We start from the raw sequence: 22,638 nt of genomic DNA, 5'->3' as shown, positions 1-22,638 counted from the left end.
AGAGAAAACTGCATTACATGACATCTCCTATTTTAATAACAGGCGCTGGTCAACGTATTGGCCTTGCGCTTGCGAAGCACTTTTTATCGCAAGGCCAAGCTATTATTATTACCTATCGTACGCGCCACGATGCAGTCGACGACTTAGAACAACAAGGCGCCGTATGCATACACGCCGACTTTAGCAGCGATGCTGGTATAGCTAGCTTTATTGAAACACTCAAACAGCAAACTCACTCTTTACGTGCCATTGTCCACAATGCCTCTAGCTGGGACTGCGAAGCCAGTAACCCTGATTTTTCGAGTTTGTTTGATAACATGATGCGCATTCATGCCAAAACACCGTATTTAATTAATAATGCCTGTGCAAAGCTATTAATGGCATACCAAGCTGATGCTTGCACACCGGCTGACATTATTCATCTTACCGATTACGTTGTTGAAACAGGTAGCCCAAAGCACATTGCCTATGCCGCAAGTAAGGCTGCACTTGATAACTTAACCAAGTCGTTTAGCGCTAAGTACGCACCAAACATAAAGGTGAATTCGGTTGCGCCATCGTTGATTATTTTTAATCAGCACGATGACGAGGCTTACCGTGCTAAAACCCTTAAAAAATCTCTTATGGGTATAGAACCAGGTTGCCAAGAAATTATTAATAGTATTGATTTATTACTGCGCAGCCACTACATCACAGGCCGCGCTTTGCCTGTGGATGGCGGCCGCCATTTAAAGTAGAACACACATTAAACTGAGAAATTTATGCATGACGATTTAAAGCAAAGCTACCAAAACATTATTACCGCTGTGGGTGAAGATGCAGGCCGAGAAGGTCTTCTCGATACACCAAAACGTGCAGCAAAAGCCATGGAGTATTTAACCAAAGGGTATCGTCAAACGCTTGATGAAATTACCAATAATGCGGTATTTAGCTCAGACGCTGATGACATGGTACTTGTACAAGATATAGAGCTTTACTCTATGTGTGAGCACCACCTATTACCTTTTATTGGTCGTTGCCATATTGCTTATATTCCCGATGGCAAAGTACTAGGCTTATCTAAATTTGCACGTATTGTTGATATGTTTGCTCGCCGCTTTCAAATTCAAGAGCAGCTTACTCATCAAATTGCAAAAGCAGTTGAAGAAGTAACCGGTGCTAAAGGCGTGGGCGTTATTGTTGAAGCTAAACACATGTGTATGATGATGCGCGGTGTAGAGAAGCAAAATTCAAGCATGCGTACCTCTGTAATGCTAGGTAACTTTAGAAGTGACTCTAAAACGCGTAACGAGTTTTTACAGCTTATTAAGGGTTAATTATGGCCAACGCAATTATTAACGTAACTAACTTACGCTTACGTACATTTATTGGTTTTAACCCAGAAGAACGGGAAAAAAAGCAAGATGTAGTGATTAATTTAGAAATTCACTACCCTGCCGATGACGCCTGTAAAACAGACGAAGTGGACCAAGCGCTTAACTATAAAGTGATCACCAAAGAGGTGATAAACCTAGTAGAGCAAGGGCACTTTTTGTTGCTTGAAAAGCTGGTTGCCGAAATACTTGCAGTATGCCATACACATCCAAGCGTGCATTACGCAAAAGCCAGAGTAGATAAACCGCATGCACTGCGCTTTGCCGACTCAGTTTCGCTCACGCTTGATTGGTCAAAGTAACTTTACAAAACCGCTTGTGCACCACTGGCAAGGGCAATAACGGCTAAATACCGCGCGCCTTTGCCAATGCTTACTAATAATAAAAACAGACTAAAACGCACTTTAAATATGCCACCAATTACCGTTAGTGGGTCGCCCACAATCGGCAGCCAAGCAAACAGTAAGCTATATACCCCATATTTTTTAAATTGAGATTGCGCTTTTTCAAGCCCCTTGGCCGATACCGGAAACCATTTTTTGTGCTTAAAACGCAGCACATGAGTTCCTAACCAATAATTAACACAACTTCCTAGCACATTACCTGAAGTAGCGGCTAACCACAGCAGCCACAGATTAGCTTTTGCTTGGCTTATCATGGTAACAAGTACCACTTCTGAAGAACTTGGTAATAAAGTAGCGGACACAAACGCACTAAAAAATAAGGTGATATAAAGCATTAAGTACTTAAAGTAAAAACCCAGCATACAGCTGGGTTTATTAAAGGGTCGTCATTTATTTTATCAAATTTAGACTCAGTGGGTAATTAAACTCTTTCCCTTCGTTGGCTTTAATACTGGCTAAAACCACCATGATAAAAGAAAAAATAGCCACTAAAGGCAGCAAAACGAGGCCGATTACGGCAAATACTAGTAAAAAACACACAAAGTAAGCTATAGCCATAGTAATTTGAAAATTAAGCGATTTTTTACCGTGTAAATCGACAATTGGCATTTCATCTTTTTTAATAAGCCATACCACTAATGGCCCAAGTATAGAGCCAAACGGAATAACAAAACCGGCTACAGCGCTTAAATGACAAAGCATAGCCCATGTTTTTTCGTCTTTTGATAACGGCTCAAGCTGTTGATTTTCTTCCATTACGCTCTCCTTATTAGTTAATACATACTGCCTTTTTATTGAGCAGGTGTCTATATAGAGGTAGCTATATTGTTAAATAACACGCCCTAACCCGCTGTGATAAAAAAGTGATAACTTTGTGAGAGTTTCTTGAGGTGGTTATTCAATACTTAGCCTGAATCATCACTTACAGGAAATAATAATGAAAGCTTCAGCATTTACAGTTGCAACCCTTTTAGCAGTAGCTAGCCAATCAACATTGGCAGCAGAGCTAGAAGTAGAAATTACTAACCTTACTAAAGGCCTTTACTTTACACCGGTACTAATAACGGCACACGATAGCGAAGATAAATTATTTGAAGTCGCAACCGAAGCCTCTGCTGCACTACAAGCAATGGCTGAAGGCGGCGATATATCAGCACTTGTTACTCAAGCGTCAGCATCGAGTAGCGATATTGCAGAAAACCCAGCGGCAGGCCTTTTAGCACCCGCGGCATCTGCAACAGCAGAGCTCACAACTACCGATGGCAACGAATACCTATCTGTAGCGGCTATGTTACTGCCAACCAATGATGGCTTTGTAGGTCTTGATAGCTGGAAAGTTCCAACAGAAGCAGGCACCTACACTGTTTACCTCAATGGTTATGATGCAGGTACAGAAGCAAATAACGAACTTGTAGTAGAAGGCTCGGGTGCACCTGGTGTATTAGGTATCCCTGCTGCGCCGGGCGGCCAAGCAGGCACTAACGGTACAGGTACTACAACTGGCGATACAAATACGATGGTGCACATTCACCCGGGTGCCCTTGGCGATGATGACCTAGAAGGTGGAAACAGTGATTTGAATAACACTGTACATAGATGGTTAAACCCCGTTGCAAAATTAACTGTGACGGTTAAATAGGAGAGTTAATTATGTCATCTCTTTCTAATTTTAAAAAAAGTGCCCTTATTTTACTGTTAGCCAGCTCACTAGCCGCATGTGGCGATAACGATAATAACGACTCTATTGAAGAGCAAGAACCTGTGGTTGTTGTAGAGCCCGAACCTGTTGTTTATGAGTTTACTATCTCTTTTAGTAACTTAACGGCGGGACAACCACTATCACCACTCTCGGTCATTGCATTTGATGAAACCCCACCATGGAAATTTGGTGAGACGGCTTCTGTCGGTTTAGAAATGATTGCAGAAAGCGGCGCTAATGAAGAGTACCTTAGCGATGAAAATGCACTTGCTTCAGTCTCGGCTGAAGGTGGTATTGGCCCTGGCGAAACAACCTCTGTAACCCTTTTAGTTGATGCACAAGATGTTCTTAATTTATCTTTTGCTGCCATGCTTGGGAATACAAATGACGCTTTTACCGGTCTTAGTTCTGTAGATGTATCAACATTGGAAGTAGGCAGTTCAATATCACGAACGACGCCAGCTTACGATGCAGGTACGGAAGCAAATACAGAAACAGCTGACACTGTGCCTGGTCCCGCTGCTGGCGGCGAAGGGTTTAACGAAATACGCGACGATATTGCCGATATAATCACAATGCACCCAGGTGTTGTGTCTAATCAAGATGGCTTATCAAACTCTGTACTAGGTGTTGAACATAAGTTTGATAACCCAGTATCAAAAATCGTGATCACTCGTACACAGTAAAACAGCTTGTAATGGGGATGTGAGGCGACACGGATGTCCCTTTTTTACGAGGTTAACCATGCGGCACGAAAAAATACTGGTAGTAGAAGACGACAGAGAAATAGGGCAATTAATAACAACTCAACTTGCTGCGTTAAATTTGCATGTTGACCATGTTGTAAGCGCTGAGCTCGCATTAAAAAAAATAGCAAAACAACCTTACGGGCTTATTTTACTGGATATAAACCTGCCACAAATGGATGGCTTGAGTTTATGCCGTAAAATTAAAGAGCACTACCCTACCATTTCCGTTATTTTACTTACCGCGCTCAGTAGCGATATGGACCGTGTAATTGGTCTTGAAATGGGTGCTGATGACTATATTTGCAAACCCTTTTTTGCTCGCGAATTACAAGCCCGCGTTAAAACACAATTACGCCACCGCTCACAACTTCTAGCGATTCAAAATAACGAAAACGACAGCCCGTGCAACGAACAAACGCTAAATATAGGCTCACTCAATATTGAATTTAGCTCACATCAAGTTTATTTAGACGAACAAGCACTTAACCTCACCGCCACTGAATTTGATTTACTGGTATATTTTGCTCGCCACCCAAACCATGTTTTTAGCCGCCAGCAATTGCTCGACAAAGTATGGGGGTATCAGCACAGCGGGTACGAGCATACCGTTAACTCACATATAAATAGGTTACGCGCCAAACTTGAGCTACATCATCAAGCGCCTATTATCGAAACCGTTTGGGGCGTTGGCTACAAACTAAATCCAAGCCAACTTACTTAAGAGCCTTATTATGAACCTATCTTTGTATCAAAAATTAGCGGTGTCGTTGGTGGTTATATTTTGCTTTATTTGTGCACTCGTATACAGCTGGAGTAAACAACTAGAGCTCACCTCAAAACATCATGGCGAGCAAAACCTGCACTTAGCCCTTGCTGAGCATTTAGTACAAGATAACCCATTAATAAAAGAGGGTGTATACGACTACGCAGCCCTAGAAAACCTATTTCATACCTTAATGTTATTAGGCCCCGCATTTGAGTTTTATTTTGTGGATGAAAACGGAAAAATCCTCACTTACTCAGCAAAGCCTGGTAAAGTTAAACGCACTCATATTAATTTAGCCCCCTTAAAAAAGCTGATTAACACCCCAGCTGCAGCGCCAATTTATGGTGATGATCCAAGAAATAAAGCGCAGCAAAAAATATTCTCTGTAGCGCCTGTTTTTAATAACGATAAGCTGCAAGGGTACTTGTATGTAATTATTGGCGGTGAAGCCTACGATACCTCTTTAAGCACAATTAAAAATAATGACAAACTATGGCTTGCCGCATTATGGCTTGGAGCTGCACTTGCATTTTTACTGATTGCGATGCTTATTTTACTGCGCTTTTTTACCAACCCTATTCAGCGATTAGCCCGTGATGTAAGCAATATTGAAGCAGCTAATTACAGCCTTACCGATACCAAGCTCAGTAACTATTCAACCCAAAAAAGTAACGAAGTGCACAGTTTAGGCCGTAACATTCAAGCGATGGTTACCCGTATTGACGAGCAATTTAAAGCACTTGAGCAAAGCGATAAACAGCGCAAGGAGTTGCTTACTCACTTATCTCACGATTTAAGAACCCCCCTTGCCTCTTTGCAGGGGTTTTTAGAGGTGCTTAATCAGTCGGGGGCGCAATTAAGTGCTCAAGAACAACGTGAGTACTTACATGTATCCCTTAATAACTGCGCGCAGCTTAAACAGCTTATTGAACAAATTTTTGAATTAGCCCATTTAGAAAACGGCGAAATAAGCATTCACAAAGAAACCTTTAATTTAGGTGAGCTTATTTACGATTGCATTGCTAAGTTTTCTCTAACCGCCGAGAAAAAAGGCCTTAACTTAACGGTAGAGCCCGCAATTTGCGATTTTCCTGTTGTAGCCGATATTGCAAAACTTGAGCGTGTTTTAAGTAATTTAATTGATAACGCAATAAGGCACACACCTAAAGGCGGCAGCATAGCTGTAAACGTTAAGCGTATTGATGAAAAGCAATTATTTGTGCAGGTTTCTGATACCGGCGTGGGTATTAAGCATGATGAGCTAAACGCTATTTTTAATCCGCATTACCAGGCTTCAAATTCAAATAACGAAGGGCGCCAACAAGGTGGCTTAGGGCTGGCTATTTGTAAGGGGTTACTAAAACTTATGGACAGTGAGATAAATGTACAAAGTGAGCTGGGCAAAGGCACTATGTTTAGCTTTAACTTGCCGCAAAAAATAAAGGTATAGCCAACGGCTATACCTTTAGAACATTACTTAATTTTGATTAACTTATTTTTTAATACCGGCTAAATCAAGCATAAATGCATAGTTTAGCGCAGTATCTTCTAGGCGTTTAAAGCGTCCAGACGCCCCGCCATGGCCGGCTTCCATATCTATTTTAAACAGCAGTTTATTATCATCTGTTTTATAGTCACGCAGCTTTGCAACCCACTTAGCTGGCTCAAAATATTGAACTTGTGAGTCATGTAAACCGGTAGTCACTAACATATTAGGATACGCTTGCTTTGAGACTTGATCATACGGCGAGTACGACAGCATGTAATCGTAATATTCTTTTTCATTTGGGTTACCCCACTCACCATACTCATTGGTAGTAAGTGGTATACTTGCATCAAGCATGGTGGTAACTACATCAACAAAAGGCACTGCTGCGACCACCCCTTTATATAGCTCTGGTGCTTGGTTAACCACCGCGCCCATTAATAAACCACCAGCACTACCACCGTAGGCAAATATTTCGTCTTTTGCGCCATAACCTTGTGCCACTAATGATTTGGTTACATCAACAAAGTCGTTAAAAGTGTTCTTTTTAGTTAATAACTTTCCGTCTTCATACCATGGGCGGCCTAACATTTGCGAACCACGCACATGCGCTATAGCAAACACAAAGCCACGGTCTAATAAGCTTAAACGTGAACTTGAAAAAGTAGGGTCCATGGTAGCGCCGTACGAGCCATAACCATATTGCAGTAATGGGTTTGTGCCATCCTTTTTAAATGCATCTTTACGGTACACTAAGCTTACCGGCACTTTTATACCATCGCGCGCACCTACAAAAATACGCTCCGAGGCATAGTTATCTGCGTTAAAATCACCTAACACGGCTTGCTGTTTAAGTAGGGTTTTATCACCTGATTTAAGGTCAATATCGTACGACGAAACCGGTGTCGTCATACTGGTATAATAAACACGTAATTTGTCGCTGTTTATATCGTTGTTGCCATAGCTTGCAATGGTATAGGCACTGTCGTTAAAGCTTAGCGTGTGCTCATCTCCAGTCGATAAATGGCGAACAATAAGGCGCGACTGACCCAGTTCTCGCTCTTGATATACAAGGTAGTCTTTAAATAAATCAACGCCTTCTAGCTTAATATCATCGCGCGGCGCAATTACCGTTTGCCAATTTGCTTTATCATGCGCTTTATCTACATCCACCTTCATAAGCTGAAAGTTAACCGCATTTAAGTTAGTGACGATGTAATACGTATTGCCAAGCTTTGAAATACTGTATTCAAGATCGTCCTCACGCTCAATTAAGCGCTTAGGTTTTGCTTTATTATCATCTGCGCTAAGTACCGACATACCAGAGGCATTGGTGCTGCTGTGCCAAATATATATTTCTGAGCCATCTTTGCTCTTACTAATACCCGTGTAATAACTTGTATCAGCTTCTTCGTAAATAAGTTCATCATCGCTTTGCGGTGTACCTAACGTATGGCGAAAAACTTGATAGCCAAGTAAGGTTTGTGCATCTTTTTTAATGTAGTAAAAGGTTTTATTATCGTTTGCCCAAATAACGCCGCCGTTTGTTCCCTCAAGCGTGTCTTCGAGTAATTGGCCTGTGGTTAAATCTTTTACCTTTATGGTGTAAATTCTACGGCTAACGGTGTCTTCCCCGTACGCCATTAAATTTCCGTTAGTACTTACAGATAAGCCACTTACAGCAAAGTAGTCGTGATCTTTGGCCAACGCATTTACATCTAAAATAACTTGCTGATCAGTGCCTTTAAAATCGCTACTGCGAACATAGGTAGGGTATTCGTTTTCACCACGCGTTTGCGATGAATAAAAATAGTCGCCTTTTTTAACAGGCACCGAGTCATCGTCTTTTTTAATACGCCCTTTTAACTCTTCAAATAACTTATCTTGCAATGTTTGAGTATGCGCAAGCATTGCCTCGGTATAAGCGTTTTCAGCATTTAAGTAACTTATAACGTCTGGCGCTTTACGCTCGTCATCACGCAACCAGTAGTAATCATCAATACGCGTATCGCCATGAATCGTCATTTCATGAGGTACTTTTTTAGCAATTGGCGCCACGGCGCTCACTGGTTTTTCTGTTTGTTGTGTTTGCATAGTAGTTGCTGTATCTGAAGGTGTACTTTTTGGCGCATTATCACAGCCGGCTAGCACAGCGAGTGATAACGCGGCTAGCGTGAATGAGGAACGAATCATTATGAAATCTCTATAGTTTTTATTATTGGTGCTATTAAATATACCTAATAATAAAGCGTGGTGTAATTTAGTTTGTGAAGCTATGTAAAAAGGGAGCCGAGGCTCCCTTTAAAATAACGTGCTAGTTATAAAATTACTTTTGTTTACGACGACGCATAAATGCAAACGGCGCAGCAAGTAATGTTAACCAAGCTAGTGAGCCCGATGAACCATTGCTTTCAGGCTCTGGTGTTGGCGTCACTGGCTGAGGGTCTGCAATGGTATCGTTAACAACGATTGATACCATAGTTTCTTCGGCGCTAGTGCCTGATGCTTCACGCACTGTGTATGTAAAGCTATCTTCACCAGAGAACTGTGCATTTGGCGTATAATCAATCGTGCCATCTTCATTCACGGTTGTAGAGCCATTTGCAGGTGCTGAAACCACCTCAACAGTTGATGCCACTAAGCTGCCTTTAATTCTTACACCTTTATGGGCAGAGAATTCTGCGTTTTCTGTTTCTGAAGAAGCTACTGCGTCAAATACAAAACGCGACTCAGCCATATCATTAGCTAATACATCAATAGTCACTGTTTGTTCTTCATCAACTTCTACTGCATCTGCAGCTGTGTAATGGCTGCGATCTTTTGCAAAAGCTTGATATTGAATATCAACAACACCGCCTTTGATTTGATCGACTAAGTAGCCACTACCAATAGCATTACCCGTTGGAACTGTGGCCAGCATTGCACCTACGTTGCCATCAGCAGACTCTACACCCGCTGAGTAAGGTGCAGGTAAAGCAGGCACATCAATGTAGTTCATACGAACTTCATCAGTCCCTTCTTTTAAGATCACTTGGAACGTGTACTTATCACCTAAAGAACTACCCCAAAGCTCAACGTCATGCCATTCTACAACTACATAGCCGCTATCAAATTTAGCCACATAAAGATCACCGCCACCGCTCGTGCCACCAGCTAAATCAAAGTCAGCCCAAAGCGGCGCAATAACACCATTAGGTGTACGTGCATTAGGCATTGCTTGAGGGCTCCAAGAGTTAGTAGTATTTACATCTGCACCAACAGCAATAAAGCCGTTATCTGAGATAGTAAATGCTGAGTACTCTTTCCCATCAAAAATAAAGTCAGCTTCAACCGTAATGGTTATCTCATCACACCCGTCAGGACACGCTTGTGGTTCAATGCCTTCATCAGCCAATGAGAAGGTACCTAAGAAATCACTGCTGTTAATAGCAAATTCTTTTGGCCCTAATGTGCCAGTCCAAGTTAGCTCTTTATTGTCTTCACTTAATGTTACTTCACCTGCACCATTAGTCACTTCAACAACAGGGGCAGCACCTTTAAGAAGTTCTGCATTTTCATCAAGTTTTACATTTACTGATAGCTCGTCAGTGAACAGAGTATTATTAAATTGCACACCTACTTTTGCTGGAGTAGAAGAATTTAAAGAATCGGCATCGACTGTTGCACTAAACACACTGCTATTGGTTGCTTCGTTATCGTAGATAGCAAATGGTAAGTGAGCGATTTGACCTGTCTCAGTATGAGTCCACACTACATGGCCAAAGTTCCAACCTTTAACATCGTTAAATGTTGAATCAATATCTAAGTTAAATTCAGCCATGTCAGTGCTTGTTTCTGCACCTTCAGAGTCTGTAGAGGTAGAACCGTGCGCGCCAAGCATAACGGTGCTAGGCGAAACCGTAATTTCAGCGCCTTGCATATCGGTTACTACTTTTGCAGTCCACTCACCAGCAACATCAGTCATATTTTGCACGGTATTTGAGAAGCTACAAACGCTTAAACAACTTGGATCGGCGTAAGAGCCATGATCAAATGTAAGTGCTGCCTCTAGCGCATTAGGCATATCTAATCGACCGGCACCTACATCAAATGCATCAGCTTTTGTCACTAAGTCTTCTTTATGTAGGCCATCCATTTTAGATGAGCTCATAAGTGCCGTTTTGATTTGTACCGCATTCCACTCTGGGTGAGCTTGCTTCATCAATGCTGCTGCACCAGCAACATGAGGGCTTGCCATACTTGTGCCTGTAATCGCATTAAAGGTAATACCATTACCTTCATCTGGCGAGTACGCAGATAAAATATCTGTACCTGGCGCTGCAATATCAGGTTTTAAGAAGCTAGGCTCACCATTAGGACCACGCGAACTTGAAGAGTTTACGGCATCAGTAAATTTCTCTTGAATTGTTCTTTTAACACTAGGGTCGAGTGAAGCAATAACCGGCTCTTCAGCTGCAGTTAACAGCTCAACCAAGCTTAAACCATCTTCTTGGCTAATCGCTGAGGCTGGAATTGTGGCGTCATCCATAGACATGCCCATTGCACCGCCAGCAACATTGTTGTGGATAATTACCGCTGTTGCACCTGCTTTCGCCGCATTTTCAGCTTTGGCTGAAAACGCACAGCTACCACGAGAGATTAATGCTACAGAGTCTGCAAATGAGATACCTTCAGCAAACTCTTCACACCCTTCAAAATTATCAGGAGCAATCACTTGCGCTGAAATAATAGGAAGTGAAATAGGGTCTGTTAATAAACCATTGCTTCCTTCAATGCTTAAATAGGTTTCACCTGCCACTTCAATTTGTTGAGAGAAGAAACGCCCTGTTTGCGTATTGGCAACTGTTAAACCAGACTCAATACAGCTAGGGCAACCAATAGTTTGTGCGCCGTTACCATCGTTACCCGCTGCAGTTACAACCACTACACCCGCTTCTTCTGCAGCTGTGAATAAATCACTGTATGCACTGCTTGATGGATTACCACCTGCACCACCGCCCCACGAGTTATTAATTACGTCTGCGCCATCTTTAATGGCCGCTTCTAATGCCCCCATTAGTGCAACGGTAGTACCGCTGCCTCGTCCATCGGCTGTGTGCCAAAGCGCTTTATAAGCCATTAACTGTGCCGCTGGTGCAACACCTGAAATTGAAACGTTATTGTCTTGGTAAGTAATTTCAATTGGGTTACCTACAGCAGTACCAGCAACATGCGTTCCGTGACCGTCGTAACCGAGTGGAGAACCTATATATTCGTCAGGGTGAACATCACTTGGTGTTGGGCCAAATGCACGCGCCACAATTAATTTATTATTACAAAAATCGGCTTCACCACCCTCTATACGACAGTAATCTGGGTTTTCTGCAATGTAAGCCGCTTCTTCCTCACTAAACTCTGCAGCTGCAAAACCCACATCTGAAAACATAGGGTTTTCTGGGCGAATACCCGAGTCAATAATAGCAACTTTAACCCCTTTACCAGCTTCAGACTGACCACCAAGCGCCTGCCATGCCTCAACGCCTCTAATCACATCAATAGAAGCATCCATTAATGTGTGGTACTCAGTATCTAAAAATACTTTTTTTACACCCGCAAGTTTAGCGAGTTTTTCACGTTGACCTTGCTCACCTTCTACCACGATACCGTTGAATAACGTACTAAATGAATGTGAAACTGAGCCACCGCTAACAGATGCGGCTACTTGCGCTACACTTTTTTGTTTTGCTTTTAAGTAGCTGCTGTACTTTAACGCAGGTGCTGAAGATAGATTAACTTTACTATCCCCAGTTACTGCTGCAGAGGTTGCTTCAAGCCCTGCAATGCCGCCTTTGTAGGTTGCTAGCGGCTCGTCTTCAAGCTGGATAATATAGCGTGCTTTAGTAGAAATGGTTTTATCTTGAGAGTATGTTTTTACACTTGATGTTTCTGGGACATATCCTCTAGATAAATCAGGTGCGGCGGCTGCACCGTATGACATCATAGCTAAACCAATAGCTGATGAAATAGCGGTTCTTTTTAGTGTTATATTAGACATTATTTCCCCTGGAGTGAGTTTTATATTATTGTATTTACTCAATTCAATGTGATTAGAATTGTGATTTTAATATAGAACTACAGCCCTCAGGCTAGCAACAACTCAATTACAAGTGGATTACAAAACTGCAGGAATAGCATCGCAAAAATATCACAACAAACTAATTTTAAATAAGTTTTTCCATTTCTGTGATTTGTAAATCACTGTAAACAAAACCTAACTTCTCTATGGAAAATGAATGAGTAACGACGTTATAAATATTTTAACCATGGCTAAAGTAATTCAGACTGCCGTCGCCCCTGTCTTTTTAATTACGGGTATTGCTGCCACGCTCGGGGTTTTATCTAATCGCTTAGCCCGCATTACTGACCGTGCGCGACAACTTGAGCGAAAACTCAAGGTAAGCACCGATGAAGACTTTAATAAAACCCTAGCCACAGAGCTGCGAGCCCTGTTAAAGCGCTCTCGATGTATTCACATTGCTTTTAGTATGAGCGTGCTAAGCGCCTTGCTAGTATGCGCTGTGGTTATGCTGTTGTTTTTATCACACATTCAGTCTATTAATTTAGGGGTAACAATTGCCAGCTGTTTTGTGGCTGCAATGGCCTTATTAATATGTGGTTTTATGTCGTTACTTGGCGAGGTATTTTTGGCCACACGTAGTATGCGCCGAGGGATGATATTTGCTGATATTAACGATTAGCAATAAAAAAGCCCGAGATTTTCTCGGGCTTTTATCACAACATTTTAATTTTATTGTGCAGTATAAATAGTCTCTAACACTTCAATTCGCGCTTCTTTAGTATAATCAGATGACTTTAACTGCTCTGCAGCAGCTAAAATATCTTGACCCTCATTAACAGCTAAAACCGCTATTTTAGTACCTGGGAAAACAGACACTACCTTTAAGCCAGACAGCTGAGCTACCTCTGTTGCGTTCATGCCATCTTTAAGCAAAACAGTAATATTGCCAGAAAGCGACGTTAAGTTGTTTGTTAGGACATTACGTACCAGTGTACCTTTTGTTACTAACGATGAAGCCTCAGAAGACTCAACAACCGCCATCTCACCTTTGGTAGAAACAACATACTCATCAGCAGCAACACTTGTTGGTACTAAACGTAAGTTTTTTTCTACAACGTAAGAGCCAAAGTCGGTTTTGCTGTATTTCACACTATTTACCGGCTTTTTTGGAAGCTGCAGCTCTTTATCTGCTACTGAACTCGCTGTTGCACTTAGAGAAATACACGCAGCAGCACCTAAAATAACTAATTTATTCATTTTCATATCTATATTCCTTACTCTTGACCTGCGTGACCAAATGCTCTCAACGAAACGCCTTCTAAAACGCTTGCGGCACGGTTATTTGAAATACCTGTAACTTCAAGACCATTATCAGTACCATCAGTAAAAGCAAAGCTATCTGCTGCAGCATCAAGAACACGAATAGTCCAAGTACCTTTTGTTGTCTCGCCATAGAAAGCATTAGACAGTAGTACCGCATCTTTTAAAACATAGCCTGTGTTCCAACCGTTAGTAAAGCTATAAGCTGGGTAAAATAGAGCTTGCTTAGACGCTAGTAATACACTGCGTGTGCCTGATGGAGACGTCACTTCAATTGCTAAATCGGTACCAGCAGAGGTTTGCGTACCATCCGCTAAACCAAAGCCCATTTCAGTATTGCTCACATCAAACTTAAACTGCATTGCTTCAATGTTTAGCTCTTCTTCAACAATAATTTGCTGTGTAACACCCGCGGCACTGTTATCTGGGATTTCTAGCGTAAGAGCCTCTTCTTCAACAACAGAGCCAACACCACTCCAATCTGTAATAACTTGCTCACCTAATACTACGTCGTACTCTTTTGCCATCGCAACGGCAGCACCAGCATCTACACGTCCAAAACCATATAAGTTATTAAAGTTATAACCTGCGGCATTTTCAACCCAGCCGTCATGCGCTACAAATTCACCTTCACCAACGCTTAGCGTTACAACTTCATCTTCTGCATCGTTGACTGTGCTTGTAGTAGCTAAGATATGACGAACATCACGCCATGTTAGCTCTGAATTAGCTGATAAAATCAGTGATACTACACCTGACGCATTAGGTGCTGCCGAAGAAGTACCATTAAACGTAGAGGTATAGTTACAGCTAGCGTTATCTTCATGTCCTGGGTAGTTGAATGGGTATTGCGATGCAGCAAAGTCTTCACCATATGCTGCAGCCCATGCCGTAATCGAGCTACCATTAAAGCCTGAGTACCCATTAATACAGGTCATTTGATCAGTTGTTACCATGGCAGGCGCCCAGCGCCCATATTCACCCGCAGGGGCTGAAACCATTAAGTTAGCACCACCGCTTGAGTAGCTTGTATGCGTACCATCAGCATTTACAGCTGCAACGCTTAAGTAATATGGATGACCTTGGCTTGGCTCAAACGCGCCGTTATAACAAGTAAGACCTAGCTCATTTGCGCCATTATCGGCACATAATGACCCTTCACCGCTACCATCTACAAACGAGTTACCGCTCGATTTCATGTTTAGGGCACCTTTACCATCACGAAGGTTAAGGTTAGGGTAAGACTCGATAGCTTCATCTAGCTCTGAGTAGCCAATAAACGTTGGGAAGGTAATACCGTAGCTGCGGTTAAAAGCAGAAATATTTTCTGACGTGCTAATGCCGCTACCTGGGAAACCATGCGCGAGTAAATCAGTTTGCTCAATTTTATCGCCACCTAGGTAGTTCATGCCAATTAGACCAGCATCTGGTGCAACACCGCGCCCGCCCTTACCATTCCAACCTTTCGCTGCAATTAAGCCTGCAACACTGGTACCGTGGTCGCCACTGTTTGACATACTTGTAGGGTCGGTGCGATCCAACACATCAACATCTAAATTTAAAGAACGGTTTGGTAACACGTTATCAACTAAGTCTTCGTGACGAATTTCCATACCAGAGTCAACAACAACCGCCGTTACGCCAGCACCTGTAACACCTTGAGCGTACGCAGCTGCTACGTTCATATCTTCGCCAGCAACCAATTCTTCTGCTTCTGATTCAGCAAAATCCTCGTCAAAAATAGTTTGCGCTTCTTCTTCGCTGTAACCTAATTGGTTGACATATAAATCAATTAGGCCTTGTTTCATTTCATCGCTTAGAGCGTACGACTTTTGACCTGTGTTACGCAGGTGCCATTGCTGATTAGCCAAAGGATCTGACGCAATATCACTAATCGTTAATTGCGCAGACGCCGATTTACCATTTGCATTAGCGGTGTAATCGATTACCGCGTCTTCGCCTGAAACAGGAACGTAAGTAAAGGTATCGCCTTCAACAGTTAGTAAGCCATGGCTAAAAGTATATACGCCATCCTGCGCTTCAACCGCTTCACCATTTTCAGTAAATGTATAACTAAGTGTATCGCCATCGTTATCACTTGCATTAAACTCAGCAGTTACAGGTACCCATTGCTTTAAACCGGCAACGGCTACATCGCTTGCTTTTGGTGCAACATCAGTTACTACAGCAACTTGGCTATTATTGTCATTGTCGCTGCCACCACACCCTGCTAGCGTCATAACTACTGCGGCAGAAAGTGCCGACATTTTAAAAATATTATGCTTCATAAACTTCCTTCGTTAATTATTTTTATGATGACTCAAGGTACACAACAGGGCACTTAATAGCAACTCACCGTTTACAGTCGTTAACAATAAACTGACAAGGTGTAATGATATATTCAGAAAACAAGCTGCGAGACATTAAAGTTTCACTTGAATAAAATAAGTAATCGATTCAAGATGTCTAATTAGTAGATATAATTTCTTACAGGGGCAAAACATGAAATTAAAACAATTTTTAGCAGGGGTTGCTTTAGCAACATGTACACTTAGCGTATCTGCAAATACTGCATTTAAAGAGCCAAGTGATGCTATTGAATACCGTCAAGCTGCGTTTTCTATGATTTCAGTGCAAATTAGCGATATGGGCGCGATGCTAAAAGGTAAAATTCCTTTTGATGCAGAGCAATTTAAAATGCGCGCTAATAACGCAGCAGCCCTTTCTAAAATGCCGTGGGAAGCGTTTTACGAAGGCACTGATAAAGGTGATACAGCAGCATTAGCTGATGTATGGTCTGATAATGCAACCTTTGTTAAAAAAGCCAATGCCTTTGCTGCCAATGCAGATAAGCTAGCTTTAGCAGCTCAATCTGGCGATAAGGCGGTAATTGGTAAGGCATTTGGCGCATGGGCCAAAGGCTGTAAAGATTGCCACAAGCAATTTAAAGACTAATTACAATTAAAACAATACACACTAAAACGGCGCTTTATGCGCCGTTTTGTTTTTTTGTTAGCTATTAACTTAGCAAATAACTAAGTGGTTCTTTGCCCCACGTAACTGCCAGTAGCACTAACAATCCAACAAAAATAGCCCACGCCAACCAAGGAGCTTTCGTGTTATCTATATTAGTTTGAGTGGCTTGCTCGCTGTTAGCCTGTTTACCGGTGATCATTGCTTTGACAAGTGGTTTTCCTTTTATTTTATACACAACAATGGCAGTAACATGCAGACAAATGGCATAAAATAAAATATCGAAATTAAGGCGGTGCAGCCAATTTGCAAAATCAACCGTTGAGCTCGACACATACTCAACCAAAGGCCCATCAGTCAAAATGCCATCACTGCTCATTAGCCCGGTCACTAACTGCACTATAATAAGTACAAAAAACAACAAAACCATGTAGCTACCTGGCGCCGAATGACCCACCCCTTTACTAGGATTTTTAAACTCTTTAAATACTGCTATTGGCGAGTGCAGTAACGCGCTTAACTTTGCCGTTTTACTGCCCACCAGCCCCCAAACTAAACGGGTCACTATTAATGCGATTGCGAAAAAGCCAGCCACAAAATGAAGCTCAATCATGCCCTCGTCAATGCTAAAGTAAAGCACAGCAATATTAATCACTAATAACCAATGAAAGCTTCTTATAAAGCCATCCCATACTTTTATACTTTGCATATACATCCTCAACTTGTTGCCAGGCTCTGGCACATTATTTTGATACTAAAGCCATTATTCCAAAGTTTTACTACCGCTGCATTAATGATATTACATAAAGCGCTATTTATGGCACACTAAACGCACAAACTTATTACTTACTTGTATTAATGAATATAACTAAACGCGCAGTATTAAAAGGTTTTTTTGATATGCTCCCGCTTTGCCTGGCGGTCGTTCCTTGGGGAATATTATGTGGCTCTTTAGCGATTCAAAATGGCTTTAGTGCCTTTGAAACACAAGCAATGTCATTACTTGTATTCGCGGGTTCTGCACAATTAGTTGCAATTGAACTAATGGCCGGTAACACCCCTTTACTGACTATTTTATTTACCACATTTATTATTAGCTCTCGGCATTTTTTATACGGTTTAGCCGTACGCCATAAAGTTATTTCACAGCCATTACGGTGGCGCTTACCAATAAGTTTTGTACTAACCGACGAGCTGTTTGCCTTTTCGCATCACCGCAAAGCCTATAAAACAAAAGCGCGCCTAATATACGCTTTAAGCGCGGGTTTTAGTTTTTATATTGCATGGAACCTTTGGACACTCATAGGCATAGTTGCAGGAAGTGTGCTCCCTGATTTAACAAATTTAGGGCTCGACTTTGCTATTGCAGCTACATTTATTGCTCTTGTGGTACCGGGCATAAAAAATTTAGCCTCGCTGGTTACTGTGATTGTTGCGGGTATTAGCGCCACAGTTTTAAAAAGCACGGGGTTTGAGTTGTGGTTGGTTTGTGCTGCTCTACTTGCAATGAGTGCAGGCTACTTTACTGCAAGGCTTACACAAAAAAAGGACAACCCATTATGATGCTCACTATATTATTAATGGCGTGTATTACCTTTTTTACTCGTTACTTATTTTTACATCAACGCCTTGGTTTTAAAGTGGGCCCTAAAATGCAGCAGTTTTTAAGCTTTAGCGCACCCGCTGTACTAACCGCTATTTGGGTACCCATTATTTTTATAAATGAAGACGGGCTCAACCTAAACTGGCATAACCCTTATTTAAGCGCAGCTATCGTTGCCATTATTGTTGCCTACAAAACACATAATATTTATTACACAACGCTTGCCAGTATGGGGTTATTTTTAATTTTAAACTAGGGCGTGTTGACCTTTGGCGTTTGAATTTGCAGCAGTATGTTTGGTTTTTAGGCAAGGCAGAGCCTGTGAAGTGTGGTTATTCCCCATAAATAGGCGATAACGTAGCATAAATGCCAAACATGCGCTGCCCTTTGGGTTCTGCCTAGGGGCGATAAACTCTTTGTTGCTCGGTTTTTACTTAGCCCACTAGGTTACAAACCTCGCGCCGCGATTTGATCGCCCCTAGGTTGAACAAATTTCAATCCGCAAAGTTCAACACGCCCTAAATAACAGCCAACCCATTAGCGCATAGTTAAGCGCGGTATTAACAAGCCTAAATTTTATACTTTTAGTAACGCGCTACAGCGGGTAGAATGTAGCTAACAACAATAAAAAAGCATCCATCATGCATGAATTTCATCAATTAACGGCTACTGCGTTAAACGGTAAAACAATTAATTTTAGCGACTTTGAAGGCAAGGTTGTGCTTATTGTTAATACCGCAAGTGAGTGTGGTTTTACTAAGCAGTACGAGTCGCTACAAACTCTTCATAGTAAGTACGCAAAAAGCGGATTGGTTATTATTGGTTTTCCATGTAATCAATTTGGTCAGCAAGAGCCAGGCGACGCAACGCAAATACAACAAGGTTGTTTAATCAATTACGGGGTAAGCTTTTTAATGGCCGCTAAGGTTGATGTAAACGGTCGTCACGCCCACCCTGTATTTAGGTATTTAAAATCGGCCTTACCCGGCTTTTTAACACGCAAAATAAAGTGGAATTTCACCAAGTTTTTGATAGCGTCCGATGGCACACCTATCAAGCGCTATGCGCCTTTTACAAAACCAGAAAAGCTAGAAACCACTATTCAACAAGCACTCGCTAAATTAAGTACACAATAAGTAATAAAGAGGCATAAAGCCTCTTTATTGCCAATGTTTAGCCTTTAAATATGCGTAAACGCACATTCAAACCCTAATAAAAAGGCGCATTATTTAACTAGCACAATTTAGTCTATGTAATCGTTTAAGTCGTCTTCACCTAGGTTTTTACGCAAACGTTTTTGCTCAAGGTAATCTTCCAACTTCTTTTTCACCTTTTGCTTTTTTTTGTCATGCTGATTGCGCCCGACCATTTCGTACTCGTCTTCAACAAAATCATCATCTAGCGCATCGTAACTAAATGTCTTACCCACAACCCACTCCATAAAGTGTTTGAGACCAACTCAGGTTTATTCCTGCACTTGGTAAATTAAAAATGTTTAGCGCTAAAATACGAACAAATTAGCACCAAAATAAAGCCACGTGACTATCGTAAATAGCCTTCATGTCAATATTGTGAATAAATAGCGCTAAATTAAGAAAGTGGAAAGTGAGAGTTTTTTATCGTTTCGACAAATAAAATTTATCATTTATTTATTTTTAGTGTTTTTGACTAAAAAGTAGTTTATTTATCAAAATTAAAAATCATTAAAAACACACAAATTTTCATAACCCACTGTTTTAAAATAAAAATAAATAATGGCACCAAACTTGTTAATACTTAGCTGTCATCAACAATTATTAGAGAATAAACATGAAAAATTTACTATTAGTAAGCGCTTTAATTTGTACACCCGCTGCAATGGCACATAACGATAACAATGCGGGCATTTCGTTTAGCAATGAACAGTGCAATGTAGAGTTTAAAAACGATGTACGCATTAAACCTAGCGAATTAGAAATTTTTACCGCATCTAATCAATTCATGCGCTTTAACAGCAATGGCAACTTAACTATAAATGGCGAACAAGTATCCATTAACAGCGAACAGCGCCAAGCGCTTACCCAGTATTCAGACAACTTACGTACGCAGCTACCTGAGGTCGCTAATATTGCCCTAGACGGAGTAAAAATAGCCGGTGTAGCATTAGAGGAAGTAGCTAACGCATTTAATATTGATGGCCTTGATGACTTATCTGGCCTGATGGACGATATAAGACTTGAAGTAGAAAACACCTTTTATCAACAAGGTACGTTTGTAATGGGCCAACAAAGCTTTAATCAATTTGGTGAAAACTTTGAACACCAATTTGAGGAGCAAATAGAAACCGTGGTTGAGTCTGCCGTTATGCAATCAATGGGCAGTATTTTAGTTGCTTTAGGCTCTGAGCTGCTTGGTTCGGGTGGAGATATGGATGCATTTGAGCAACGCATGGAAAATATGGGCGCGCAAATAGAAGAAAAAGTAGAGCTGCATGCCAGTGCGCTTGAAAAGCGTGCCAACTCTTTATGCGACAGCTTTGCCAACATAGCACAGCAAGAAGAGCAATTAGTAGCGCAGTTACCGCAGCTAAAAGGCTACGAGTTATTTACCATTAAACAAAATTAATACACCGCACCGTATTTAACATCCCTTTAGCAGCACTTGTATATTAGGTGCTGCTTTTTTATTCTTTTAGCGTGTGAGCCAGCGCACCTAACGTGGTAATAGCCTGCTCTATTTTTTCGCTCCACTGCACCCCGTAACTTAGCCTAATACAGCTTTTATACTTATTACTCGCTGAAAAAATAAGTCCGGGGGTTATGCTAATACCAGCTTCTAGCGCCAGTAAAAATAACTTTTGACTGTCTACCCCTTGGCCTAAATCAAGCCAAATAACACACCCACCTTTAGGGTCACTAATACGTGTATTTTTAGGCATCGCGTTTAATAAGCACCACCGCATGCGCTCTTTGTTATTACGTAAGCGCTGCCTAAGTACTTTTAAATTACGGTCATACTCACCACTGGCTATAAACTCAGAAAGCGTCCACTGATTTATAAGTGAGGCAGAGCAACTTAATGCACGCTTATGCCGGCGCGCTTGACCTGCAAACTTGCCTGCTATTAACCAACCTACTCGATAACTTGGTGCAGCCGTTTTTGAAAACGAGGCGCAGCTGATCACAAGCCCATTTTTTGAATACGCTAAAGCGGGCGTGCCACGCTTGGCAGTAAAGTGCAGATCACCGTACACATCATCTTCTATAAGAACAACATTATGTGACTCTATTAAGTCCACCATTTGCTTACGGCTTTCATCGCTCATAAAGCTGCCAACCGGGTTATTTATGGCGGTCGAAAACAAGCATGCTTTTATATCATGTTGCTCAAGCGCTTGAGCTAGGTCGTTAAGCCAAATACCATTGTCGGGGCATAGCGGAATTTCAAGCGCCTTTAATCCTAAGCTCTCTATTAGTTCAATAATGCCGTGATAACAGGGGGTTTCAATTGCAACCACATCGCCGGGCTTAGTAACACACTTAAGTGCGATAGCCAGCGCCTCTTGCGCGCCATTGGTGATCACCAGTTCATCTATATTTACACCAATACCAAAGCCTAAGTATCTATGCACTAATTGCTTTTTAAGCGCAGCAAAACCATCAATAGGGCCATAATTAATAACACTCGCCCCAGCAATTGTCATAACCCGGCGCATGGTACGGGCTAAAGCTTTATCGGTAGGCGCGGCAGCAACGGGATTGGCAATACCAAAGGCAATTACATTAGGTTGATGAATAGCGCTGTATACCTGCTCTATTAACGCTTGTTTATTTACAGTGACAGGCTCGCGGCTTAGTTTTACACGCTTTGGCAAGCTGTAAACCGTATTAAGCACCGTTAAAAAGTAGCCCGATTTTTCACGTGCCTCTACTAACCCTTGATCTTCTAACGCTTGATACGCTTGCTTAACCGTCGGAATGCTAATATGTAAGTTACTGGCCATTTTACGAAGCGAAGGAAGCTTTTCCCCAGGTAGTAATACCTTTTGCGCTTGCATGTCTTTAATTAGCTCAATAACTTGTTGGTATAAAAACTCGGCTTTTTGCTTATTGGCAGCTGGCTGCATATCTCGCCTCAAATCTGTATAGGTTACATTTATACTTTTCTGTATATGGTAAGTATACAGATAGACTCTAAAATAACCACTCAATCGGTTTTTTTAGAGGTT

Annotated in this window: 22 protein-coding genes; 13 read left to right on the top strand and 9 right to left on the bottom strand. The window is 41.6% G+C overall.

The window, feature by feature from the left end; genetic code table 11:
• Positions 1–17 precede the first annotated feature (17 nt).
• The 3 genes from folM to folX are packed head-to-tail and all read left to right on the top strand — an operon-like array spanning position 18 to position 1,675.
• Positions 18–737 carry a dihydromonapterin reductase gene (gene folM / locus OIZ54_RS19025; RefSeq protein ID WP_264391059.1) on the top strand — a complete coding sequence of 240 codons (720 nt, stop codon included), beginning with the start codon at positions 18–20 and terminating at the stop codon, positions 735–737.
• A 24-nt stretch (positions 738–761) separates the two neighbouring features.
• The gene (gene folE / locus OIZ54_RS19020) at positions 762–1,316 is read left to right on the top strand and encodes a GTP cyclohydrolase I FolE (protein WP_004589001.1); all 555 of its coding nucleotides are present in this window, start codon (positions 762–764) and stop codon (positions 1,314–1,316) included.
• A 2-nt stretch (positions 1,317–1,318) separates the two neighbouring features.
• Positions 1,319–1,675 (top strand): dihydroneopterin triphosphate 2'-epimerase, encoded by a 357-nt coding sequence (gene folX, locus OIZ54_RS19015; RefSeq protein WP_024032091.1) that lies wholly within the window; start codon positions 1,319–1,321, stop codon positions 1,673–1,675.
• 2 nt (positions 1,676–1,677) lie between these two features.
• Here folX and OIZ54_RS19010 read toward each other — a convergent pair whose 3' ends face one another.
• Together OIZ54_RS19010 and OIZ54_RS19005 are read right to left on the bottom strand one after the other, a co-directional pair.
• Complete coding sequence (locus OIZ54_RS19010; RefSeq protein ID WP_024032092.1) at positions 1,678–2,112, bottom strand: YqaA family protein; 435 nt, start codon at positions 2,110–2,112, stop codon at positions 1,678–1,680.
• A gap of 55 nt (positions 2,113–2,167) precedes the next feature.
• The gene (locus OIZ54_RS19005) at positions 2,168–2,533 is read right to left on the bottom strand and encodes a DUF4870 domain-containing protein (protein WP_024032093.1); all 366 of its coding nucleotides are present in this window, start codon (positions 2,531–2,533) and stop codon (positions 2,168–2,170) included.
• A 181-nt stretch (positions 2,534–2,714) separates the two neighbouring features.
• Between OIZ54_RS19005 and OIZ54_RS19000 the strand changes: the two genes are divergently transcribed.
• From OIZ54_RS19000 to OIZ54_RS18985, 4 genes are read left to right on the top strand one after another with little or no spacing between them, the layout of a single operon-like run.
• Positions 2,715–3,416 carry a spondin domain-containing protein gene (locus OIZ54_RS19000; protein ID WP_264391058.1) on the top strand — a complete coding sequence of 234 codons (702 nt, stop codon included), beginning with the start codon at positions 2,715–2,717 and terminating at the stop codon, positions 3,414–3,416.
• Between the two features lie 11 nt (positions 3,417–3,427).
• Positions 3,428–4,162, top strand: a complete 735-nt coding sequence (locus tag OIZ54_RS18995) for a spondin domain-containing protein (protein WP_264391057.1) — start codon at positions 3,428–3,430, stop codon at positions 4,160–4,162.
• 58 nt (positions 4,163–4,220) lie between these two features.
• Positions 4,221–4,946, top strand: a complete 726-nt coding sequence (locus tag OIZ54_RS18990; RefSeq protein WP_004589008.1) for a response regulator transcription factor — start codon at positions 4,221–4,223, stop codon at positions 4,944–4,946.
• A 10-nt stretch (positions 4,947–4,956) separates the two neighbouring features.
• The gene (locus OIZ54_RS18985; RefSeq protein WP_264391056.1) at positions 4,957–6,441 is read left to right on the top strand and encodes a sensor histidine kinase; all 1,485 of its coding nucleotides are present in this window, start codon (positions 4,957–4,959) and stop codon (positions 6,439–6,441) included.
• Between the two features lie 42 nt (positions 6,442–6,483).
• On the opposite strand, the gene OIZ54_RS18980 is transcribed toward OIZ54_RS18985, so the two are convergent.
• Entirely contained in the window at positions 6,484–8,670 is a 2,187-nt protein-coding gene (locus OIZ54_RS18980) for a S9 family peptidase (RefSeq protein WP_121636786.1), read from the bottom strand.
• Positions 8,671–8,803: 133 nt separating this feature from the next.
• Entirely contained in the window at positions 8,804–12,511 is a 3,708-nt protein-coding gene (locus OIZ54_RS20310) for a S8 family serine peptidase (protein ID WP_319641019.1), read from the bottom strand.
• A 238-nt stretch (positions 12,512–12,749) separates the two neighbouring features.
• On the opposite strand from OIZ54_RS20310, the gene OIZ54_RS18960 reads away from it, so the two are divergent.
• Positions 12,750–13,214: a DUF2721 domain-containing protein gene (locus OIZ54_RS18960; protein WP_004589012.1), complete on the top strand. Its 465-nt coding sequence runs from the start codon at positions 12,750–12,752 to the stop codon at positions 13,212–13,214.
• A gap of 50 nt (positions 13,215–13,264) precedes the next feature.
• Here the strand turns inward: OIZ54_RS18960 and OIZ54_RS18955 are convergent, their stop codons facing one another.
• Together OIZ54_RS18955 and OIZ54_RS18950 are read right to left on the bottom strand one after the other, a co-directional pair.
• On the bottom strand, positions 13,265–13,798 hold the full coding sequence (locus OIZ54_RS18955; RefSeq protein WP_004589013.1) for a S8 family serine peptidase: 534 nt from the start codon (positions 13,796–13,798) through the stop codon (positions 13,265–13,267).
• A gap of 11 nt (positions 13,799–13,809) precedes the next feature.
• Entirely contained in the window at positions 13,810–16,143 is a 2,334-nt protein-coding gene (locus OIZ54_RS18950; RefSeq protein WP_264391055.1) for a S8 family serine peptidase, read from the bottom strand.
• Between the two features lie 214 nt (positions 16,144–16,357).
• On the opposite strand from OIZ54_RS18950, the gene OIZ54_RS18945 reads away from it, so the two are divergent.
• A complete protein-coding gene (locus OIZ54_RS18945; protein WP_024032101.1) occupies positions 16,358–16,810 on the top strand; it encodes a c-type cytochrome in 453 nt (150 codons plus the stop codon).
• 64 nt (positions 16,811–16,874) lie between these two features.
• On the opposite strand, the gene OIZ54_RS18940 is transcribed toward OIZ54_RS18945, so the two are convergent.
• A complete protein-coding gene (locus tag OIZ54_RS18940; RefSeq protein ID WP_138685494.1) occupies positions 16,875–17,537 on the bottom strand; it encodes a cytochrome b/b6 domain-containing protein in 663 nt (220 codons plus the stop codon).
• A 149-nt stretch (positions 17,538–17,686) separates the two neighbouring features.
• On the opposite strand from OIZ54_RS18940, the gene OIZ54_RS18935 reads away from it, so the two are divergent.
• The 3 genes from OIZ54_RS18935 (at position 17,687) to OIZ54_RS18925 (ending at position 19,567) form a co-directional block, all read left to right on the top strand.
• Positions 17,687–18,391, top strand: a complete 705-nt coding sequence (locus OIZ54_RS18935) for an AzlC family ABC transporter permease (protein ID WP_096040935.1) — start codon at positions 17,687–17,689, stop codon at positions 18,389–18,391.
• Positions 18,388–18,687 carry an AzlD domain-containing protein gene (locus tag OIZ54_RS18930; RefSeq protein WP_004589018.1) on the top strand — a complete coding sequence of 100 codons (300 nt, stop codon included), beginning with the start codon at positions 18,388–18,390 and terminating at the stop codon, positions 18,685–18,687. The genes OIZ54_RS18935 and OIZ54_RS18930 overlap by 4 nt, the downstream gene beginning before the upstream one ends.
• Positions 18,688–19,072: 385 nt before the next feature.
• Complete coding sequence (locus OIZ54_RS18925) at positions 19,073–19,567, top strand: glutathione peroxidase (RefSeq protein WP_264391054.1); 495 nt, start codon at positions 19,073–19,075, stop codon at positions 19,565–19,567.
• 107 nt (positions 19,568–19,674) lie between these two features.
• Here the strand turns inward: OIZ54_RS18925 and OIZ54_RS18920 are convergent, their stop codons facing one another.
• Entirely contained in the window at positions 19,675–19,860 is a 186-nt protein-coding gene (locus OIZ54_RS18920) for a PA3496 family putative envelope integrity protein (RefSeq protein WP_004589020.1), read from the bottom strand.
• A 380-nt stretch (positions 19,861–20,240) separates the two neighbouring features.
• Here OIZ54_RS18920 and OIZ54_RS18915 point away from each other — a divergent pair, with 380 nt between their 5' ends.
• Positions 20,241–21,035: a YggN family protein gene (locus OIZ54_RS18915; RefSeq protein ID WP_004589021.1), complete on the top strand. Its 795-nt coding sequence runs from the start codon at positions 20,241–20,243 to the stop codon at positions 21,033–21,035.
• Positions 21,036–21,093: 58 nt separating this feature from the next.
• Here OIZ54_RS18915 and OIZ54_RS18910 read toward each other — a convergent pair whose 3' ends face one another.
• The gene (locus OIZ54_RS18910; protein WP_264391053.1) at positions 21,094–22,536 is read right to left on the bottom strand and encodes a PLP-dependent aminotransferase family protein; all 1,443 of its coding nucleotides are present in this window, start codon (positions 22,534–22,536) and stop codon (positions 21,094–21,096) included.
• Positions 22,537–22,638 lie beyond the last annotated feature (102 nt).

Source organism: Pseudoalteromonas sp. A3, assembly GCF_025942345.1.
In the GTDB taxonomy this organism is placed as follows: Bacteria; Pseudomonadota; Gammaproteobacteria; order Enterobacterales; family Alteromonadaceae; genus Pseudoalteromonas; species Pseudoalteromonas atlantica.
Note: the sequence above shows the minus strand (reverse complement) of the source record. Positions and strands in the feature narration are given on the sequence as shown.

Coding starts and splice junctions, on each gene's coding strand:
- folM (WP_264391059.1), top strand. CDS start 18: ATGACATCTCCTATTTTAATAACAGGCGCTGGTCAACGTATTGGCCTT.
- folE (WP_004589001.1), top strand. CDS start 762: ATGCATGACGATTTAAAGCAAAGCTACCAAAACATTATTACCGCTGTG.
- folX (WP_024032091.1), top strand. CDS start 1,319: ATGGCCAACGCAATTATTAACGTAACTAACTTACGCTTACGTACATTT.
- OIZ54_RS19010 (WP_024032092.1), bottom strand. CDS start 2,112: ATGCTTTATATCACCTTATTTTTTAGTGCGTTTGTGTCCGCTACTTTA.
- OIZ54_RS19005 (WP_024032093.1), bottom strand. CDS start 2,533: ATGGAAGAAAATCAACAGCTTGAGCCGTTATCAAAAGACGAAAAAACA.
- OIZ54_RS19000 (WP_264391058.1), top strand. CDS start 2,715: ATGAAAGCTTCAGCATTTACAGTTGCAACCCTTTTAGCAGTAGCTAGC.
- OIZ54_RS18995 (WP_264391057.1), top strand. CDS start 3,428: ATGTCATCTCTTTCTAATTTTAAAAAAAGTGCCCTTATTTTACTGTTA.
- OIZ54_RS18990 (WP_004589008.1), top strand. CDS start 4,221: ATGCGGCACGAAAAAATACTGGTAGTAGAAGACGACAGAGAAATAGGG.
- OIZ54_RS18985 (WP_264391056.1), top strand. CDS start 4,957: ATGAACCTATCTTTGTATCAAAAATTAGCGGTGTCGTTGGTGGTTATA.
- OIZ54_RS18980 (WP_121636786.1), bottom strand. CDS start 8,670: ATGATTCGTTCCTCATTCACGCTAGCCGCGTTATCACTCGCTGTGCTA.
- OIZ54_RS20310 (WP_319641019.1), bottom strand. CDS start 12,511: ATGTCTAATATAACACTAAAAAGAACCGCTATTTCATCAGCTATTGGT.
- OIZ54_RS18960 (WP_004589012.1), top strand. CDS start 12,750: ATGAGTAACGACGTTATAAATATTTTAACCATGGCTAAAGTAATTCAG.
- OIZ54_RS18955 (WP_004589013.1), bottom strand. CDS start 13,798: ATGAAAATGAATAAATTAGTTATTTTAGGTGCTGCTGCGTGTATTTCT.
- OIZ54_RS18950 (WP_264391055.1), bottom strand. CDS start 16,143: ATGAAGCATAATATTTTTAAAATGTCGGCACTTTCTGCCGCAGTAGTT.
- OIZ54_RS18945 (WP_024032101.1), top strand. CDS start 16,358: ATGAAATTAAAACAATTTTTAGCAGGGGTTGCTTTAGCAACATGTACA.
- OIZ54_RS18940 (WP_138685494.1), bottom strand. CDS start 17,537: ATGCAAAGTATAAAAGTATGGGATGGCTTTATAAGAAGCTTTCATTGG.
- OIZ54_RS18935 (WP_096040935.1), top strand. CDS start 17,687: ATGAATATAACTAAACGCGCAGTATTAAAAGGTTTTTTTGATATGCTC.
- OIZ54_RS18930 (WP_004589018.1), top strand. CDS start 18,388: ATGATGCTCACTATATTATTAATGGCGTGTATTACCTTTTTTACTCGT.
- OIZ54_RS18925 (WP_264391054.1), top strand. CDS start 19,073: ATGCATGAATTTCATCAATTAACGGCTACTGCGTTAAACGGTAAAACA.
- OIZ54_RS18915 (WP_004589021.1), top strand. CDS start 20,241: ATGAAAAATTTACTATTAGTAAGCGCTTTAATTTGTACACCCGCTGCA.
- OIZ54_RS18910 (WP_264391053.1), bottom strand. CDS start 22,536: ATGCAGCCAGCTGCCAATAAGCAAAAAGCCGAGTTTTTATACCAACAA.